This window comes from Photorhabdus hainanensis (assembly GCF_018448965.1).
GTDB lineage: Bacteria > Pseudomonadota > Gammaproteobacteria > Enterobacterales > Enterobacteriaceae > Photorhabdus > Photorhabdus akhurstii.
The window spans coordinates 86,949-103,306 of the sequence record NZ_RCWD01000001.1 but is presented as its reverse complement, the minus strand read 5'-3'; the positions used below and the strand labels follow the sequence as shown (position 1 = coordinate 103,306).

The 16,358-nt window shown below is 42.3% G+C and carries 29 protein-coding genes, 1 tRNA gene, 1 pseudogene and 1 CRISPR repeat array; of the genes and pseudogenes, 22 read left to right on the top strand and 9 right to left on the bottom strand.

The genetic code is table 11. The features are described from left to right. The first annotated feature begins 311 nt into the window (after window positions 1-311). Together EAE92_RS00485 and EAE92_RS00480 are read left to right on the top strand one after the other, a co-directional pair. Window positions 312-572: a type II toxin-antitoxin system RelE family toxin gene (locus EAE92_RS00485; protein ID WP_036807218.1), complete on the top strand. Its 261-nt coding sequence runs from the start codon at window positions 312-314 to the stop codon at window positions 570-572. Window positions 573-640: 68 nt separating this feature from the next. Next, a complete protein-coding gene (locus EAE92_RS00480) occupies window positions 641-1,000 on the top strand; it encodes a helix-turn-helix domain-containing protein (RefSeq protein ID WP_046396441.1) in 360 nt (119 codons plus the stop codon). A 220-nt stretch (window positions 1,001-1,220) separates the two neighbouring features. Here the strand turns inward: EAE92_RS00480 and EAE92_RS00475 are convergent, their stop codons facing one another. From EAE92_RS00475 to EAE92_RS00450, 6 genes and pseudogenes are all read right to left on the bottom strand, one after another. After that, the gene (locus tag EAE92_RS00475) at window positions 1,221-1,985 is read right to left on the bottom strand and encodes an antitermination protein Q (protein WP_214066653.1); all 765 of its coding nucleotides are present in this window, start codon (window positions 1,983-1,985) and stop codon (window positions 1,221-1,223) included. Continuing rightward, window positions 1,985-2,959, bottom strand: a complete 975-nt coding sequence (locus EAE92_RS00470; protein WP_214066652.1) for a DUF7146 domain-containing protein — start codon at window positions 2,957-2,959, stop codon at window positions 1,985-1,987. The genes EAE92_RS00475 and EAE92_RS00470 overlap by 1 nt, the downstream gene beginning before the upstream one ends. Then, window positions 2,959-4,104: pseudogene (locus tag EAE92_RS00465) on the bottom strand (DEAD/DEAH box helicase); the annotation flags it as partial. The pseudogene EAE92_RS00465 and the gene EAE92_RS00470, both read right to left, overlap by 1 nt. Before the next feature lie 14 nt (window positions 4,105-4,118). Further along, the gene (locus tag EAE92_RS00460) at window positions 4,119-4,952 is read right to left on the bottom strand and encodes a hypothetical protein (RefSeq protein WP_046396445.1); all 834 of its coding nucleotides are present in this window, start codon (window positions 4,950-4,952) and stop codon (window positions 4,119-4,121) included. 196 nt (window positions 4,953-5,148) lie between these two features. Next, a complete protein-coding gene (locus EAE92_RS00455) occupies window positions 5,149-5,388 on the bottom strand; it encodes a hypothetical protein (RefSeq protein WP_246544922.1) in 240 nt (79 codons plus the stop codon). A 77-nt stretch (window positions 5,389-5,465) separates the two neighbouring features. Beyond that, the gene (locus EAE92_RS00450; RefSeq protein ID WP_036807203.1) at window positions 5,466-5,693 is read right to left on the bottom strand and encodes a helix-turn-helix domain-containing protein; all 228 of its coding nucleotides are present in this window, start codon (window positions 5,691-5,693) and stop codon (window positions 5,466-5,468) included. A gap of 126 nt (window positions 5,694-5,819) precedes the next feature. Between EAE92_RS00450 and EAE92_RS00445 the strand changes: the two genes are divergently transcribed. From EAE92_RS00445 to EAE92_RS00360, 18 genes are all read left to right on the top strand, one after another. Beyond that, window positions 5,820-6,422: a helix-turn-helix domain-containing protein gene (locus EAE92_RS00445; RefSeq protein ID WP_214066650.1), complete on the top strand. Its 603-nt coding sequence runs from the start codon at window positions 5,820-5,822 to the stop codon at window positions 6,420-6,422. A gap of 399 nt (window positions 6,423-6,821) precedes the next feature. Then, complete coding sequence (locus EAE92_RS00440) at window positions 6,822-7,025, top strand: hypothetical protein (protein WP_036807197.1); 204 nt, start codon at window positions 6,822-6,824, stop codon at window positions 7,023-7,025. Window positions 7,026-7,107: 82 nt separating this feature from the next. Then, entirely contained in the window at window positions 7,108-7,299 is a 192-nt protein-coding gene (locus tag EAE92_RS00435; RefSeq protein ID WP_214066649.1) for a hypothetical protein, read from the top strand. Then, window positions 7,292-7,612, top strand: a complete 321-nt coding sequence (locus EAE92_RS00430) for a hypothetical protein (protein ID WP_214066648.1) — start codon at window positions 7,292-7,294, stop codon at window positions 7,610-7,612. Before EAE92_RS00435 ends, EAE92_RS00430 begins: the two co-directional genes overlap by 8 nt. Next, entirely contained in the window at window positions 7,605-8,015 is a 411-nt protein-coding gene (locus EAE92_RS00425) for a hypothetical protein (RefSeq protein ID WP_214066647.1), read from the top strand. Before EAE92_RS00430 ends, EAE92_RS00425 begins: the two co-directional genes overlap by 8 nt. 178 nt (window positions 8,016-8,193) lie before the next feature. Further along, on the top strand, window positions 8,194-8,451 hold the full coding sequence (locus EAE92_RS00420; protein WP_214066646.1) for a hypothetical protein: 258 nt from the start codon (window positions 8,194-8,196) through the stop codon (window positions 8,449-8,451). 15 nt (window positions 8,452-8,466) lie between these two features. Next, on the top strand, window positions 8,467-8,658 hold the full coding sequence (locus tag EAE92_RS00415) for a hypothetical protein (protein ID WP_214066645.1): 192 nt from the start codon (window positions 8,467-8,469) through the stop codon (window positions 8,656-8,658). Between the two features lie 19 nt (window positions 8,659-8,677). Further along, window positions 8,678-9,088, top strand: a complete 411-nt coding sequence (locus EAE92_RS00410; protein ID WP_214066644.1) for a hypothetical protein — start codon at window positions 8,678-8,680, stop codon at window positions 9,086-9,088. Between the two features lie 91 nt (window positions 9,089-9,179). Next, a complete protein-coding gene (locus tag EAE92_RS00405; RefSeq protein WP_214066643.1) occupies window positions 9,180-9,545 on the top strand; it encodes a hypothetical protein in 366 nt (121 codons plus the stop codon). 13 nt (window positions 9,546-9,558) lie between these two features. Beyond that, window positions 9,559-9,804, top strand: a complete 246-nt coding sequence (locus EAE92_RS00400) for an ANR family transcriptional regulator (protein WP_036807182.1) — start codon at window positions 9,559-9,561, stop codon at window positions 9,802-9,804. Window positions 9,805-9,843: 39 nt separating this feature from the next. Next, on the top strand, window positions 9,844-10,077 hold the full coding sequence (locus EAE92_RS00395; protein WP_214066642.1) for a hypothetical protein: 234 nt from the start codon (window positions 9,844-9,846) through the stop codon (window positions 10,075-10,077). Further along, window positions 10,074-10,826, top strand: a complete 753-nt coding sequence (locus EAE92_RS00390) for an ORF6N domain-containing protein (protein WP_214066641.1) — start codon at window positions 10,074-10,076, stop codon at window positions 10,824-10,826. Before EAE92_RS00395 ends, EAE92_RS00390 begins: the two co-directional genes overlap by 4 nt. After that, window positions 10,826-11,467, top strand: coding sequence for a hypothetical protein (locus tag EAE92_RS00385; protein ID WP_214066640.1), 642 nt, complete (start codon window positions 10,826-10,828; stop codon window positions 11,465-11,467). Before EAE92_RS00390 ends, EAE92_RS00385 begins: the two co-directional genes overlap by 1 nt. Before the next feature lie 67 nt (window positions 11,468-11,534). Beyond that, window positions 11,535-11,756 carry a hypothetical protein gene (locus tag EAE92_RS00380; RefSeq protein WP_036807767.1) on the top strand — a complete coding sequence of 74 codons (222 nt, stop codon included), beginning with the start codon at window positions 11,535-11,537 and terminating at the stop codon, window positions 11,754-11,756. Continuing rightward, on the top strand, window positions 11,753-12,064 hold the full coding sequence (locus EAE92_RS00375; RefSeq protein WP_214066639.1) for a hypothetical protein: 312 nt from the start codon (window positions 11,753-11,755) through the stop codon (window positions 12,062-12,064). Before EAE92_RS00380 ends, EAE92_RS00375 begins: the two co-directional genes overlap by 4 nt. Further along, window positions 12,054-12,236, top strand: a complete 183-nt coding sequence (locus tag EAE92_RS00370; protein ID WP_036807169.1) for a hypothetical protein — start codon at window positions 12,054-12,056, stop codon at window positions 12,234-12,236. Before EAE92_RS00375 ends, EAE92_RS00370 begins: the two co-directional genes overlap by 11 nt. After that, a complete protein-coding gene (locus EAE92_RS00365) occupies window positions 12,233-12,568 on the top strand; it encodes a hypothetical protein (protein ID WP_036807166.1) in 336 nt (111 codons plus the stop codon). The genes EAE92_RS00370 and EAE92_RS00365 overlap by 4 nt, the downstream gene beginning before the upstream one ends. Next, window positions 12,558-12,764 carry a helix-turn-helix transcriptional regulator gene (locus tag EAE92_RS00360; protein ID WP_036807163.1) on the top strand — a complete coding sequence of 69 codons (207 nt, stop codon included), beginning with the start codon at window positions 12,558-12,560 and terminating at the stop codon, window positions 12,762-12,764. Before EAE92_RS00365 ends, EAE92_RS00360 begins: the two co-directional genes overlap by 11 nt. Here the strand turns inward: EAE92_RS00360 and EAE92_RS00355 are convergent, their stop codons facing one another. Together EAE92_RS00355 and EAE92_RS00350 are read right to left on the bottom strand one after the other, a co-directional pair. Beyond that, window positions 12,765-13,976 (bottom strand): tyrosine-type recombinase/integrase, encoded by a 1,212-nt coding sequence (locus EAE92_RS00355; RefSeq protein WP_214066638.1) that lies wholly within the window; start codon window positions 13,974-13,976, stop codon window positions 12,765-12,767. 173 nt (window positions 13,977-14,149) lie between these two features. Further along, window positions 14,150-14,237 (bottom strand) — tRNA-Ser (locus EAE92_RS00350). A gap of 184 nt (window positions 14,238-14,421) precedes the next feature. Here EAE92_RS00350 and tusE point away from each other — a divergent pair. After that, window positions 14,422-14,751 (top strand): sulfurtransferase TusE, encoded by a 330-nt coding sequence (gene tusE / locus EAE92_RS00345; RefSeq protein WP_214066637.1) that lies wholly within the window; start codon window positions 14,422-14,424, stop codon window positions 14,749-14,751. 13 nt (window positions 14,752-14,764) lie between these two features. Here the strand turns inward: tusE and yccX are convergent, their stop codons facing one another. Beyond that, entirely contained in the window at window positions 14,765-15,043 is a 279-nt protein-coding gene (yccX, locus tag EAE92_RS00340; protein ID WP_036807158.1) for an acylphosphatase, read from the bottom strand. A gap of 220 nt (window positions 15,044-15,263) precedes the next feature. Between yccX and hspQ the strand changes: the two genes are divergently transcribed. After that, a complete protein-coding gene (gene hspQ / locus EAE92_RS00335; RefSeq protein ID WP_036807155.1) occupies window positions 15,264-15,584 on the top strand; it encodes a heat shock protein HspQ in 321 nt (106 codons plus the stop codon). A gap of 39 nt (window positions 15,585-15,623) precedes the next feature. Next, window positions 15,624-16,191: a CRISPR direct-repeat array (repeat unit 28 nt; unit sequence TTTCTAAGCTGCCTGTACGGCAGTGCAC). Between the last annotated feature and the right edge of the window lie 167 nt (window positions 16,192-16,358).

Here is a 16,358-nt window from a genome sequence, read left to right as displayed (position 1 = left end):
GCCGTTTTTTACGGCGGGGAGCAGTCACTGAGTTATATCAAAGTTCCTTAAAGTAATTCTTGATACTAAAAAGAGAGAAGCAAAAACAATCATAAAAATGCTACTGCCTTGAACACCACAACTGTATATAAATACAGCATCACCTATAGAGCAGACTGAAAAGAAGATTTTACCTATCAATAAGAAAGGCCACGCAATGCGCGACCTGAAAACAATATCGCATTTTAATCGCATTTTATTGACGCAATACGATTAAAATCGTATTATCTAATCATCCCAAGCGGATAGGCTCTTTAACAAATGAGGAAACGATGGTTACGGTTCAATGGACGAGGAAGGCACGAAAACAGTTGCTTTCAATCGATACCAGATACCGGAAAGCTATCAATGAGAAGGTTAACCAGCTTGAAACTTTCCCCGCAGTGACGTTGGACATCAAGAAGCTTCATGACCTTGATAACCAATACAGACTACGGGTTGGTGAATACAGGATAATCTTCGAAATCACTGACGGCGAGCCGGTTATCTGCTCGATAATGGCAGTCAAACGGAGAACATCGACAACGTACTAGGCGGGGTAATAACCCGCCATTTCCTCATTATTAAATTCACCGCGACTCTTGGCCACCCGGATGAATACATGAAAATGCAATATATAAATGATGAAGCAGGAAAACCTCAATATGTTGTCCTGCCAGTAGCTGAATACGAAAAACTTCTCAGCACAAAGGAAGATTGGGAGGATGTGCCATACACTCCGTCAAAATATGATGATGTGACCGTGCCTAACGGCGTCGTGTCCATTATGGTTGATCAGGATGTTTCTATTCTGGCGGCCTGGCGCATCTATCGTGGGCTGTCTCAGCATGAGGTAGCTGAAAAACTCAACACAGCTCAATCAACCGTGTCTCAATGGGAGGCTTCGGATCGACCACAGAAGCGCACACGAGAAAAACTGGCTGCATTATACAACTGTACTCCAGAACAACTAATTCCGTAACCCAACGGCCCCGCTCAGGGGTCGTTTACTTTGGCTGAAAGACAAAAAGCCATGCTATGCACAGCCATCTAGTTGTAAACCTTGAGTTTGCTACTGGTAGAAATAAAAAAACCCGCTCATCGGCGGGCCTGAATGTTCGTTAGTGAGCATAGCTACAATTTCCCACTGTTTATAGACAATAAACCAATTGCGGACAAAATGCAAACTGTCTATATGTTTTTTATTGTGTCACTTTACTGAATTCGGATGCTGCTCTACTCTCCTCAATATCGCATTTCGCCACCAGCTTTTCATAGAATGGCTTCCAGTTCCTTCTCCATGTCCTTTCGTTTAAATCGGGCAGGAGAGCCTTAATTGCTGTATATGCCACTGAGGACGGTACGCGGCTATAACCGCGACCAGAACAACGCTCACAGATTTTAATTACTGGCGCGCCCGTCGCTTTCGTCGCTTCGTGATCAACGACTTTCCCGGTACCGTTACAACGACAACGGCTGGATACAATCCCTTTGCCATTACAAGGAGAGCAAAGTTCATCTACACGCTCAGTTTCTACCCGTTGCTCTATCACGTCCTTATACCCTGCGTACTTAATCACATCACGCTGAACTGATATCAGCCCGCGTCCATTGCAATGTGTGCATGTGCTGGTTGTAGCGGCTGACCGGGAATATTCCTCAAAAGCCATTTTTGCCAAGATCACCAGGCATTTTCCTAACTGGCGCCCACCCGCTTTGGTAATAAGTTTGGGTACCTGACGTCTGGCATACAAAGTCAGTTGCTCAACGGTCCGTATGGTATCTTCATTGCTGACGCCGTGTTTACCCAAGAACGCCGCCATTCCAAATGCAGCCTTAGATTCGGCCATGCCTAATGCCGCCATCACATCAGTACCGGTGATCCGGTCTGTTGATGTACATTTCGGTGAACTATTGACGACCAGTCCTTTCGGGCTGAAATGTTTTAATGCTGATTCGAGTTTCATTATTCCACCCACTTCTTAAAAGATAGCTCACGTACTTCATCACCGTTAACAAGTACGTCATTGAAATCACCATAATCAGGCCAGCGAATACTGACCGTTTCTACATCGTTTTTGGCAACGAGATTACCCCTGGCACACTCAAACGCGGCCGCGTGCCCAGTCGCTGAATGCAGGTCCATATCAGCGAAAATAATTAAGTGCTTAACCCCGCTCGGTACCCGGAACTTCCCCATGAATCCCGCGTTCATAGTTGGCCAGGTGTTGCAACCGTATATCTGTTTACATGACAAAGCCGTTTCTATGCCTTCAGTGATCCCTAATGTTGATGAAACTGGAAACATGCGGATAGCAACAGAGCCTGTGTGCTTTAAATAATCATCAGACTGGAGGGAATAGGTCTGTTTGGCGAGATCCATATTGGCTTTTTTGTCACCCTCTAATAACGTCCTGTGCAAGTAACAAAGCGCGCCTTTATCGTCCGTAGCCAGAGAATACATGGCCTGAAAAGCTTTCGTTCCCACGGGCTGATGATTGCAATACCTGATTTGCTCGACGGGTAAACAGTTAATCCCCCGGTTGCGTAAATAGCTTTCGGCTGACGTTCCGCGCAGGTTCACCAGTGTGGAATACTTCCTAATCACCTTGTCACGAAATAATGACCGGTCATCTTTATTGACAGAAGATTGAGCGCTTTCAGGCTGACGGAGATACGTATTGCCAATAATTTCATCAACTTCTTTTGCCTGCGTTTTAAAATCTTTCTTCTGAGTTAGCCGAAGCAGCGCCCAACCATCACCCCTGTTACAGACACAAATAAAGGTTCCCCGACCGTCTTTATCATCACAACGATATTTGCCCTTCCGCTCACAGATAGGACACTTCCCTTTGTAGTGCTTTTTCCCTGTAATGGGCGGTAAGCTGTAATACTCAAAAACTTTCGACCAATTGCCGATCACTGCATCCGTTGTTTTCATCAGTTATCTCCCTGCATGGCTGAACTGAGTTGTTTTTTCTCCTGGCTTTTTATCCACGAAATCAGTTTCCATTTGATAAAATTATTGATTTCCGGGGTGATTTCGACCGGATGGTCATTTAAACCATTGGGGTACTCACTGAATTTGTCTCTAAAGGTATGCTTACACCAGCCATCAAAGATAGGCTTGCCTTGGTTAGCTCGCTGGCGCTGGTAATACTTGATTTGTGACCACCAGCTTTGTTTTTCTTTCTTACTGTAAATACGGTCCTTGCCGTTGAGCTTTTTCAGCCCGCGAGAACGATCCACTTCCACATCTTCACCACTCAGAGGCTTAAAACCACACTTAGGGCAAACATAAACACCTACCAGCTTCATAAAGTGTTTAGAGGGCAATGCATCATACTCAATATCATCGGGATAGCCGAGTCGGTGAACACTTCCACTGTGATCGAATATCATGCAGGTTTCTTTGCCGGGAGCGGTACGTAATCCGCGGCCAAGACATTGCACCCATCGGATTTCTGACTTGGTAGGCCGGGCATAGATGATGCACCGGACATCACTGTCAAACCCCGCAATCAGCGTACCGACACTCACTAATATTTTTGTTACACCCTGCTCAAACCGATGGATGATGATCTGCCTTTCTTCCGGGGGTGTTTCAGCAATGATGACCTCAGCATTGACACCCGCTTTATTAAATTCGACCGTGATAAAATTGGCGTGGGCCACGTTGACACAAAAACAAATCGTCGGTTCATCGTTGCCGTTCTCCAGCCAGTTCCTGACGATATCGCCCACCAGCGTTGAATCCCCCATAATCTCGGCTAGCTGGTCCTCTTTGTAATCCTGCCCAAAATCATCACTGGCGGTCAGCTTTACGCCTTTCAGGTCCGGTTTGGTGGGGGCATAAAATTCATAGGTGCTTAGTTCGCCTTTAGCAATAAACTCTTTCATCGTGGTGGGTTTCAAGAACTGTTGATAGTAGTTTCCCAGAAACGAAGAAACTGTATTCGCCCTTCGTAATATACTTTCCGCTTCAAGATTTCGGCCTTCCTTTATCCGCGTGATAGCGACATCAACAAGTTGGTGAGTACCACATAAGGTTGCGAATAAGTCGGTATTAGTGACATAATCTCTTTGAGATGGAATGTTCATTATTTCATCTCCTTTGCAAGAACCGAATCAAACATGCTCGCCAAAGTATCGCTGTTCGGTTTCTTGCCCCCTTTGATTTTCAGTTCTTTTTTCCACTCATTGATAATCCGCTTACTGTCCTCAGTGTGTTCACACGCAGGCATCTCGTTGTATTGACGCTCATAGTTAATTTTGTGGAAATAGGGATTAATGATTACAGGCGCAACGATGCCCACCGCGTGTTTGACATCTTCGTCAGTCGGTACACGGTCGAGGTATTTTTTAAAGATTAATTCTCCTGTATCCACCAGGTGGTCAGTGATTTTTTTCAGTTGCTTAACTGCGCGAAAAACCCCCTTCACGCTGTCGTTATTCGCTGACGGCATGGCTTCACCCTCGATCATCTCCCCGTCAATGAACAACGGAATGCTGTCGATGAATGCCCCACGACTGAGGAATTTATTCACCTCGGCTGTCGTGATAATCGGATAGGCTTTAACTAACCCGAACAGCGTCACCGCCATTGGCTCGTCATGCCATGAACTTTTGCCTTTTCCGTTTCGGATGGCGGCAATCAATGCGTCCTGATGCTTGAGGCTCAACAGATCATAATCACCAACTACGATGTAGTGGGTGCTCAGTGCTTCCAGATCCACCGGTTTTGCATGGCTGTTGTGGGGTTTGTGAGGTTTGTGTGTTTTCCGGGCTGGCGCGTTGGCCTTAACCATAGCAGCGGCCTCAGATTCTGACATGCCAGCAGCGACTAATTCAGCAACAGCTCGCGCAGGCTTCCGGCTCACGAGAGCACAATGTTTTTTGATAATCTTTTCTGCTTTTTCGTTTTTGATAATCATTCTCATTTGTCCTAAAAAAATAAGGGGGTACTTATTTAATACTTTTCCGTGCCTGCCACTTTTTTTGGCTTTTTACCCACTTTGATAATCATTCTCATTTGACTATTTTTCTCATGTTTAGCCCTAGTGATCCCCTAACCACCGATCCCACAGCCAGAAGACACAACCTTTTCCGTACTGCCTGATACCACTGCGATCATCCTGCCGCCTCAGATTGGGGCTGGTTCTCTGGCAGTGCTTTAAGCGGCTTCTCGGTATAACCCTGACTCACTCTTGCATATTTCCTGACAAACTCCCTTAACCAGATATTCGCATGACGCCGTGCCGTGTTATCTTTCCGATATGAAATTGGTTCCTCATCCCAAGCCGCTTGATAAACCTCGGCATACTTCACCGTGATTTTTGCCCGTGCAGCCGGATCAAGACTCAGTAACATCTCCTGTATTCACTTGCCGTCATCAAGAAAATATTGAGATGGCATTGATACTTGAGAGTAGGAATTAGGGAACATGGTTAATAATTTCCAGGTGGTGGGAATACCTTTGGCAGATCTGGGCGTAATTCGTGAGGCTGAACTTCGCCTTTTGTAAGGTCCACAATGTCAGGAACAGATGAGACAGAAACACGCTTCTTCCCATGCAACCAAGCGCTAACTAATGACTGTCTACACCCTAATGCATTGGCAAGTATCGTTTGATTACCCACAATTTTTATAGCCTTTTCTACCGCAAGATTTTTCATACTCCATCCTCTTATTAACTCCATAGTGATATTAATATCACCAAAAAGATAAATCAATCACTATAGTGTTTTTGCAAAGATATCACTTTAGAGATAGAATTAACAAAACTTATTGAAGAGGTGGGTATGACATTCGCGAAAAGACTAAAAGAGGCAATGAGAAAGAAAGACTTCACACAGTCTTCTCTTGCCAAAGAAGTAGACATGGCTCAGTCCATGATATGGAAGTTAACCACAGGAAAAGCGCAAAGCACTACTAAAGTTGTTGAGTTGGCCAGAGTTCTCGGTGTGCGCCCAGAATGGCTTAGTGATGGCAGTGGTCCCATGCACCCAGATAACTCACCCACCTCAGTTGTGGTAAAGTGCACTAAATCGTTTCCTGTAAAAATCTATGATGCCGATAGTGATACAGGGGATACAATTATGATTCCGGGATTCTTTGAATCATCTGACGCGTACAGAGCGTATAGAATCACCCAAAATACTGGCTGCTCAGAAGCTCCAGAAGGTTCTTTAGTTGTAATCGATAGATCAGAAAAAGCAGCTAACAATGATTTGGTATATGCGCGCATAGGAGAAAACTACTCTGTATATCGTTTTGTACAAGGTGGTGCTTTCGGATTTCTATCGGTTGATGATGCTAGGGTACCATTAACTCCTATCAGTCCTGACGTTGAATTAGTGGGTGTTATTGTATACCTGTTCCGCGATATGAAACGAAGACGATAATAACCCCGTTCAATTTCGATTGTTGTAGCATAAATCCCTGGGTGCGTTCGCAATAGGTCTGGCATTCCTTCCCCTTAAGATACTGTTTAGACGCACAGTATCTTGATTTTTAACTAAATCATTACAATTATCAAGATAAAAAAACATTTTTTGTTTTTTTAAAAATTCCTTTTATTTCAATATCATAAAATAAAAAATAACTTTTTATTACTATAGGTCTAGAATAACTAGAACTATAGTGATAGATTAAATACCACCAAGGTGATAGATTTAATCACCAGAAGAAACAGAAGTAGTTGAATGAGCAGGAACGACAATAAACACACCGAGGTATGATTATTATGTTCAAGAAGACTTTTATTTTTTCAGCAATAAAACGCTACAACATGGAGGTAGATCATGCGTAAACCAATTACTTTAGACGATGCAAAATACCGCTCAGGTTTGGCTTGTTCACTTTATGAAGTCATTACGAGTATGGCTGACAAAGAAAAATGTTCAGGCGAGTTGTGCGAACTAATTGCTCTTGTGTGTGATATTAACTATGAAGTCAATTGCTCCCTTGAATCCGCACTGGGAACAGACAAGCTTAATTTGGACTGAACTGATTTAAAGACGGCTCTGGCACCGACACCAATCAAATACCAGAGCCTGAACAGAATAAACACTTTGAGGCATGATTACTATGTTCAAAACAGATAATACCACAAAGACTTTTATTTTTGCAGTCACAAAACACGCAGATACTGAACAGCTCATTGTTAAAGTTAAATATGTGGCTGAAAGTTATCAGCAAGCCAAATATGCGTTATCTGAAATGCTATCAGGGTATTTCATTGTCTGGATGGGGCAAGTAAATAAGGTGAAACATGCTTAATACAATATTATCTTCACCACAGACTACCAATATAACTCCAGCTAAAATTATCTGGGAAAGCTACATTGCACTCCATGATCAATTTGTAGCCGTGGTTAATAGCCAGCCAAATCTTGCTGATAATGATAATTTCTTTAATGAATTAGTTAAGCTTAAAAATATTTACGATAAATTTGATGCCTCATCGAAAAACAAAGGCAGACCGGACTGTCTTTTGCTCTTAGAAGTAATTAAACAGCTTGCCAGTTTAATTGACATTGCGAATATAGCTGTAATAAATGAATCAACGAAAAAAAGAGGCTATTATGTTTGATTTAGAGACCTCTTTCTCAGGCGTGGAGATAAAAACAAAACAGATAGAAGTACTTCTCCAAATATGGCAAGAATCATATGGAAAAGAATGTGATGAATCTTATGCCATCGGTGCATTACAAGATCTGGTTTTTGGGCTACTAAAAGAAACAGAAACGATGGAGACGCAGATAAAAACGATTAAAGGTCAAAATAAACCTAAAATAGAAAATAATGAAATCAATATCAGTAAAATAAAACTTAAAGATTTATTAGATAAATCTGAATATCTTGAGGTATTAATGATACCTGTTAGTAAAGCTGTTACTGATGAGGCCAATACAGACACCGCAACATTAACAAATCTCGCTTCCAGTCTGGCAAGCGATATTGCACAAGAAATAAGAATACTGGGAGGAGCTTAAATGATGAAATTAGAAAAATCGATTATTCCCGCTTTGATGACGATGAGCTTATTCATGATGGCGGTATTGATAATGCATTCAGCATACATACATTACACCTGTCTATGCTGTTAGCCGTCATGGCCGTTCTTACAAGCGCCCTAGCCGTAGTAATGCCATTAATAAATTGGCGCATATTATGACGGAAAAAGTATTTAGCCGGGCCGGACGCGAAACTAATTATCCAGCCCAACTAATAATTGGTGAAAACAATATAGTGAACTGGACAATAGGAGAATTACTACCTGAGTATATTTCATGCCAAAAAAGAGCAGTACAGCGAATAAGATTACTGCTTAAGCGTAGGAAAGAAATAGATGTACTACGCAAAAAATATATTAACGCTTTCTGTGAATATGAGCGATTAAGAAAAGAGTTTATTAATGCTACCAAGTAGCTAATGAGATTAACCATGTTTAAGATAATCATCACAACCAAAAACTATCGCACAGGACGAATAACAAAAGAAACCTTCCGCAACAAATATAAAACATATCGAGGAGCTGAAAAAGCTGCTCAAGAGATACGTCGGGTTTGTATGCCAGATAGTAAAACTATTATTGAAACAGTTGATGCTGAGGTCGTGGAAGTTAAACGTACTTAATTACATAGAGGGCTAAATAATGTCAGAAAATAAAAAACACGTACACGCTGAATTAATGTTTCAATATGCACAAGATGCTTTGAGAACAGATAAGCCGTATGAGCTTTGGGAAATTTTTGATGCCGCAGATGGAACGTGGGAAGATATTTTTCATCATCCGCATTGGCATCCAGATTTTAAATATCGCCGCAAGCCTGAGATGATAACAGTCGGCAAAGTCAACTTTCCTAAACCTGTTGATTATGAGTTAAAGGAAGGTGACAAATATTATACAGCGACAACTTCAGAAAGCGGTGATATAAATTGGTTCACATGGTGTTCTGATAATATTGATTATTATTACTTAAATTCACGTCTTATTCACTTAACAGAAGAATCTGCTAAACAACATTGTGACGCATTAATTAAAATAAACAGGGAGGAGTTTTAAATGTAAAATATTGCCAATTATATAAGTTAGTTAAATTTTAACTACAGCTTGATTGCTGAGGACTCCTACACCCTATAAAAGGAGTAGATCTATGAGTAATCAAACATTAATTGAACGATACAGAAATCGTTTAATAGCAGCAAAACTCGATGCAATGTTAAAGAAAACCAATAGCTATTGTATCGCTGTTAGTCTTCATGATGGCTCTATGTGCACTGTTGAATTGTCGGAAGAGATATTAAAGAAAACTTTGCATGTATTTTTCGAATTTCCTGCTTATAACGAATATACACGATGTAAAGCGGATAATTATATTTTAAATAGTTACAGTGATTGTTTATCAAAACATGGTGATAGATTAACGGGTGAATGGAATGATTTTATGCGTACTCTTATTAAATTAATTTCAGAAAGAGCTAAACACGGCGGACTTTCACCAGAATATACCTTTCAGTAAATAAGGACTCCTAGTGAATATTACCCATTTTAATTTCTCACAAAGAGCTATTCAAAGTGAGCGTGAAGAAAAATATGAAACAGCGGCTATTTTTTGGAACAAAGTCGCTGAACACGCCAAACACCAAGTTAACCGTGAATGGGCTGAATATCGTGTTGAACTAAATTTAAAACGTCATTCATTACAAGGGCGCTATGAACAATGGCAGGAAGATTATAAGCAGCGTCGCAAAAGAGAGAGAAGCGAAACAACTCGCTGATGCTCTAAAGGTCCACATTGATAAAGCGGAGGGGATGCAATGGCGAAAAGGAGAAGGAGAAGGAGAAGAAGTAAAACACAGCAAGGATTTGAAGGCATGACAATACCTCAGCTCCTTCAAATAAAAGAAGGGTCCACAGATGGGTATGTCAATTCCCAAAAGTTCATTGAATCTTATTCGACGCATAACGGAGACATATTAATGCCACTTAATCGCTCCATGCGCCGCCATGCCAAGAAAATGAAAATTGAAATTAAGGAAGTGAAACAATGAAAGAATTAATCACCATCAATAAAACCCAAATGCCTGTCGTGGAATATCAAGGTCAGCGCATTGTGACGTTCTCAATGATTGATCAGGTTCACGAGCGACCAGATGGAACAGCTAAAGCCGCATTCAACAGAAACAATCAGCGCTTTGTGTGTGGAGTGGATTATCAAATCTTAGGTCAGGACGATATACGTACCAACCTCCCTGACGGGTTATTTTCCAAGTTCGCCCCCAACGGCATTGTGCTTTTTGAGTCTGGTTATCTGATGTTAACCAAACCATTCAATGATGATATTGCGTGGCAGGTTCAACGTGAACTGGTCAACAACTATTTCCGTAAACCGCAAACGGTACTGAGCGAGACTGAAATGATTGCCAGGATCGCCAGTCATGCCGCCCAACAACAGCGCCAGATTAACCGCATTGATGAGAAGGTTGAACAGGTTCATGAAACCATTGAGCAAATCAAACACGGAGCTATTCCCGTAGGCTGGATTGGGTTCTCTCTGGCTGCGACTGAATCAGGATTAACCAATGCCAAGTGCCGTACCTTGGCCGAACAGTACAACGTACCAACGGACAGCATCATCATCATGACACCAGACGGACAACCTCGCCCGATGAAAATCATATTTAAAGAGGACTTTATGAGCGCATTCCGTCTGATGATGGATGAAGCTGAACAACGTAAATCCAAATGGTATCACCCAAAAATGGGGCTGTTCCAAGTTATCGGTTGGGAGGGTAAGTAATGAGCAAACATCACACTAAGCCAGCAGGGGTAATCATGGGTGCAATAAAGCAACACACTGAAACAGCATTTGATTACGGCAAGTATGGCGTCATTGTCATTACTGAGGCCGCGAACACCAAAGTCATGAGTTATGCGGAGGCATTGGTATCGTTGGACGCGGGTCAATATGACAATGATTTATTACTGGGCTTTGAATTGATAGTGGCTATTCTTCATGGCTGGAAAGCGGGCTTCTATGTACCAACCAGTGAACAGCGGTTAATGTTGTGGCGTTGGGTTGTGTCAGCCTCGTTTGTGCAAGAGCAAATAGACGGAAACAGCACTTGTGAAGTTGGTAACGGCAAGGGAGGCACTGATACCGCAGCCATCTACGATAATGGTACAGCGGCAATCACGATATACCCATTAGCAGAGCGCATGATGTTAGCAACCCATATTGAGGGGATCGCCTTTGAGAAGTCCGGTAGCGAAGACGGGGCGGATATGGCGGTCAGAATGTACATGACTTTTATCAATATACAACCAGAGATCGGCAATCGGCTATCTGATAAAGGGCGCGAAGGGCTTTCTATCTTGCACGATGAATTAATCAAAGCGGCAGAGGCTGGCGAGTTTAACACCATGCCGATTATTCATTGACAGGAGGCTCAGATGATAACGAAAAACTTTCATCTTAATGCGCTGGCAAACAATAGGAGTCATTGCGATGAAAATCGAATACTTAGACAAGGGTAACATTGCACAGATCGTCGTTGCCAGTTTCATCACTGAACGCCGCAAGCATAACCGTTGTGTCGATGCCGCCCTGTTAATGGTACCTGTTCGTGCTTCGTCTGTCGGTTTCCTATTAAGGAAAACTACTATCACTGGCAAAACAACGCACGTATTGCGGGCCTACAAAATCATTTGCAGGGAGAGCGAACAGTGACGGAAGAGTACAACCAGATAGCAGATACCGATGATGAACTGATCAGGACGACATTCCATATCGACGATGGCAGGGACTATACACAGCAGATCATCCACCGCATGAAACGTAATTTTTATATCCACGAGGGCAAATGCCCTCCTCTGACACCAGCGCCACAGGTAGTAAATGGAGAGCCGGGTACTGATATCGTTCAGTTACATTCTGGTGAATTTGTCGGCACTGGCGTTATGGTGAATTACTGCCCTTTTTGCGGACAAGATATAGATACCATCAGTCACCAGAGGAAAAGTAATCATGAGCAATAATAAAATCACAATGGGAATAGATGAGCTTCTTGAAAATGAACAAGTATTAAATATCGTTTCCAAAAGCCTTGGATATTCAAAAGAGCAATTTATTAAAGAATTACACAAAGCTCAAGCCGATGGTCTCGACTATATCAAATTCGAGGCCGATAACACCGAGGAAAAAGCATGATCAATAACTCATTCCACTTAACCCAAGTAATAGCCTCGGCATGGGGTGATCCATCTGATATCACCGATGCTGTTTGGGATGCCGGTTACAGAAAAGCCGATAGAGCATCGGAAGAGATGGTATTACTGACACTTAAGGTCATCAAGAACTCTCATTACAGCGATATTGCATATGAGTATTGGCCCAAAGATTTAGAATCCGTACTTGCTGCTGAACTGAACTTCCTGATTGATGATCTTACCTGGAGCGATAAAACAACTCCGGCAACAGTGGCAAGGATAATTTTGGAGAACGGTTATATTAGAAAAGGGAGTGATGTATATGTCAAATAAGCTAATTAGATTAAATGAGGTTTTAAATAGAACGGGTTATAGCAAGTCATGGACTTATAAATTAATAGATAAAGGGGAGTTCCCTAAACCAGTTAAAATTGGTCCTCGTTCAATTGCCTTTATAGAGTGTGAAATCAATGAATGGATTGCGCAGCGTATTAATAAATCCCGCTGCTCAATTGAAGATAATGCGTAGTTAGTCATTTTTAAAGCGACTATTAATAATATCTTTCCCGTATTCTAGGGAATTCATAAAATCAGCGTACCATTGAAGCATCTCTCTGCGTCCATCCAGATAAAGGGCATGGTTATACGTGCCCCTGATGCTATTTTTATCAACATGAGCAAGCTGCAATTCTATCCATTCAGATGGGAAGCTATGCTCATGTAATATGGTGCTCATTGTGTGACGGAATCCATGTCCCGTAGCTCTGCCGCCATACCCCATGCGTTTCATCATAACATTTATAGCCATTTCACTAATTGGCTTTTTATAATCCGTTCGGCTAGGGAATACATGTTGATAGCCACCACTAATTGGGTGCAACTGCTGGAACAAAGTCACTACTTGATCAGATAAAGGAATACAGTGCGGCCTGCGCATTTTCATTCTTTCGGCAGAAATTTCTACCATTCGCTTTTCTAAGTCCACTTCGCTCCATTCCAGATTTCTTAATTCACCAGGGCGCAATCCAGTAAGAATCAAAATTCTCAATGCATGCCTAACTACTTGGCTGCTCATATGCTTATCAATGGACCTTAAAAATTCTGGGAGTTCATCGATTTTTAAGTGAGGATAATGCTCTCTTTTATGGGGGATAAACGCACTGGCAAGATCGGGGGCTGGATTATATTCAGCTCTACCTGTAATAACGGCGTATTTCCATACCTCACCACAACGCTGACGGACTTTTTTTAACTTCTCAGTTGCCCCGCGCTTTTCCATTCTTGAAAGAACATCCAATAACTCCAGTGGTTTTATGTCTGCTATTGGCCTGTCTCCAATATAAGGAAAGACATCATTTTCAAATGCGCTCATCATGTCAGAGCGATACCCTGCCGACCATCTATCTTTGCGTTTTTCGTACCACTCGCGAGTGATTTTCTCAAAAGTATTTTCTGACGTGATGATATTTTCTCGTTTTTGCCGCTTTCTGGCTTCGGAAGGATTAATGCCACCAGCAACCATTGAGCGGCATTCTGCCGTTCTTCTTCTGGCTTCCGTTAAAGGTACCTCCGGGTAAGTACCTAAAGAGATCATCTTCTGCTTATCATCAAAACGATAGCGGAATCGCCATCCTTTAGAGCCGTTCGGTTCTACCAATAGTGAAAGCCCGTTTCCATCAGACAACGTGTAAGGCTTTTCTTCCGGTTTGGCTTTCTTGATAGCCATGTCTGTTAGCTTCATCATCTCACCAATGTGTATAGGAAAATTTGTACAGGAAAAACTATACACAAAACTATACACAAATTCTTGTTGATTTTAAGAGACGCCAAGAGCCTTTAAGATACTTGTTTTTCCTATACTCTTTGATTTTATTGAAGAAAATAGACTTTAAGATATGTTAGTAGAAGTGTAATTGGCGGAGGAGGAGAGATTCGAACTCTCGGATGGTTTCCCATCGGCGGTTTTCAAGACCGCTGCCTTAAGCCGCTCGGCCACCCCTCCGCAATGGCGTGCACTATAAACAGCACCGAGAAAGATGTAAAGTCTCCTTCTGTTCGATTGCCGTAAATTTACTCTTTTTCATGGTCGTTGGCTTATTTTATCCGCATGTGTGCATCCTATCCTTGGGTACGGAAGTGATTTTTGCTAAATTACGGCTACTTTTCTTTGATGGTTATTAATGATTATGTTGGTATTCGAAGGTCAAGAAATCGAAACCGATGCGCAAGGTTATCTGAAAAACAGTAGTGACTGGCAGGAAGCAATAGCTTTACTCCTCGCCGAACAAGAAGAAATCACTTTGACTGAACAGCATTGGGAAGTCATTCGTTTTATCCGGGGGTTTTACAAGGAGTTTAATACGTCCCCGGCTATCCGTATGTTAGTAAAAGCAATCGCACAAAAGTATGGCGAAGAAAAAGGCAACAGTCGCTATCTTTACCGCTTGTTTCCCAAAGGGCCGGCAAAGCAGGCAACTAAAATTGCCGGGCTGCCGAAACCGGTAAAATGTATCTAATCAATAATCTAGCTCAGTGGCGGACGCTAAAATCTGCAACATCCTCCACTGCGCAGGTGTGAAAGGAAAGGTTATCTATTCGTGCTCCCGGTGGACCACCCTGCTCCAACCAATGGGTTAATTTATTTAGTTGTTCACTGTCACCATAAGCTACGATTTTGACACTGCCGTCATGCAAATTACAGACATAACCTGTCAGCCTATTAAATTTCGCCCAACGAAAAGTTTGATAGCGAAACCCAACTCCCTGAACCCGGCCATAAACATAAATTGTTATTCCAGATTTAATCATAATTACCCCTATCAACCCAATCACCTTGCGGTATCGCTCACATATATAGTTAAGCACACGACTGTTGGTTGTGTTTTATATTTACTACAGCTAACCTGAAATAGATGAAGTCACACTCACAATTAAAGCAAAAAAAGGCTTCAACCACCGGGTATGCTCTTGTAATTCACCTTACTGCCCTTATATCAATGTCAATGCAAGATCTTCTTTGGAGGTGACTATGATTATCGCCAGCAAATTCGGTATCGGCCAACAAGTACGTCACAAGCTTCTTGGTTATTTAGGAGTCATCGTGGATATTGATGTGGAATACTCTCTGGAACAACCCCAAGAGGATGACATTGCATCCAATGCTACCTTGCGTTCCGCTCCTTGGTATCACGTTGTGATGGAAGATGACAACGGTCAACCTGTACATACTTATTTGGCTGAAGCGCAATTAGCCTATGAAACATCTGATGAACATCCAGAGCAACCTTCTCTAGATGAACTAGCAGAATCTATCCGCAATCAGCTACTGGCCCCAAGGCTGCGCAATTAATCTCCCATTTATACCTAAACAACCTAAGGCAGTTATCGTGTTTTAAGCTGCCTGTACGGCAGTGCACTTTTATTAAAGATCGCATTGAAACTACTTATCTTTCTAAGCTGCCTGTACGGCAGTGCACTGTAATGCTTGAACAAACTCCGTATCATTAGTTTTCTAAGCTGCCTGTACGGCAGCGCACAGTCCCGCATATGCCGCACTGATGAAGCATATTTTCTAAGCTGCCTGTACGGCAGTGCACTACCGCTTATAAAGTAGGGTTTTCCACCGAACTTTCTAAGCTGCCTGTACGGCAGTGCACCTCCGAACCAGCACAAAGATCGCCACGGCTCATTTCTAAGCTGCCTGTACGGCAGTGCACGTCGAGCTGCATGGCGTGCTACCCGTTTTTTATTTCTAAGCTGCCTGTACGGCAGTGCACCTGCAAGATCATAAGCTGCTTTTACGGCTTTTTTTCTAAGCTGCCTGTACGGCAGTGCACGATATTACACCGCCTGCGCATTGATCAGTCACTTTCTAAGCTGCCTGTACGGCAGTGCACTGACCTATGCCGGGCCAATTGCCGCTAACTTATTTCTAAGCTGCCTGTACGGCAGTGCACTGTTACATATTAACCTTAAGTTGCTGACTGTTAAAGAATATAATGATAAAAAATGAAAAAACCCTTTTTTTAGGCGATATTTAATTTTTCTTTTAAATCAATAGGTTATTTTTTAATGATAAAAAAGGGTTAAAACTGGGGTACAGCAAAAACACCTATCTTATAGC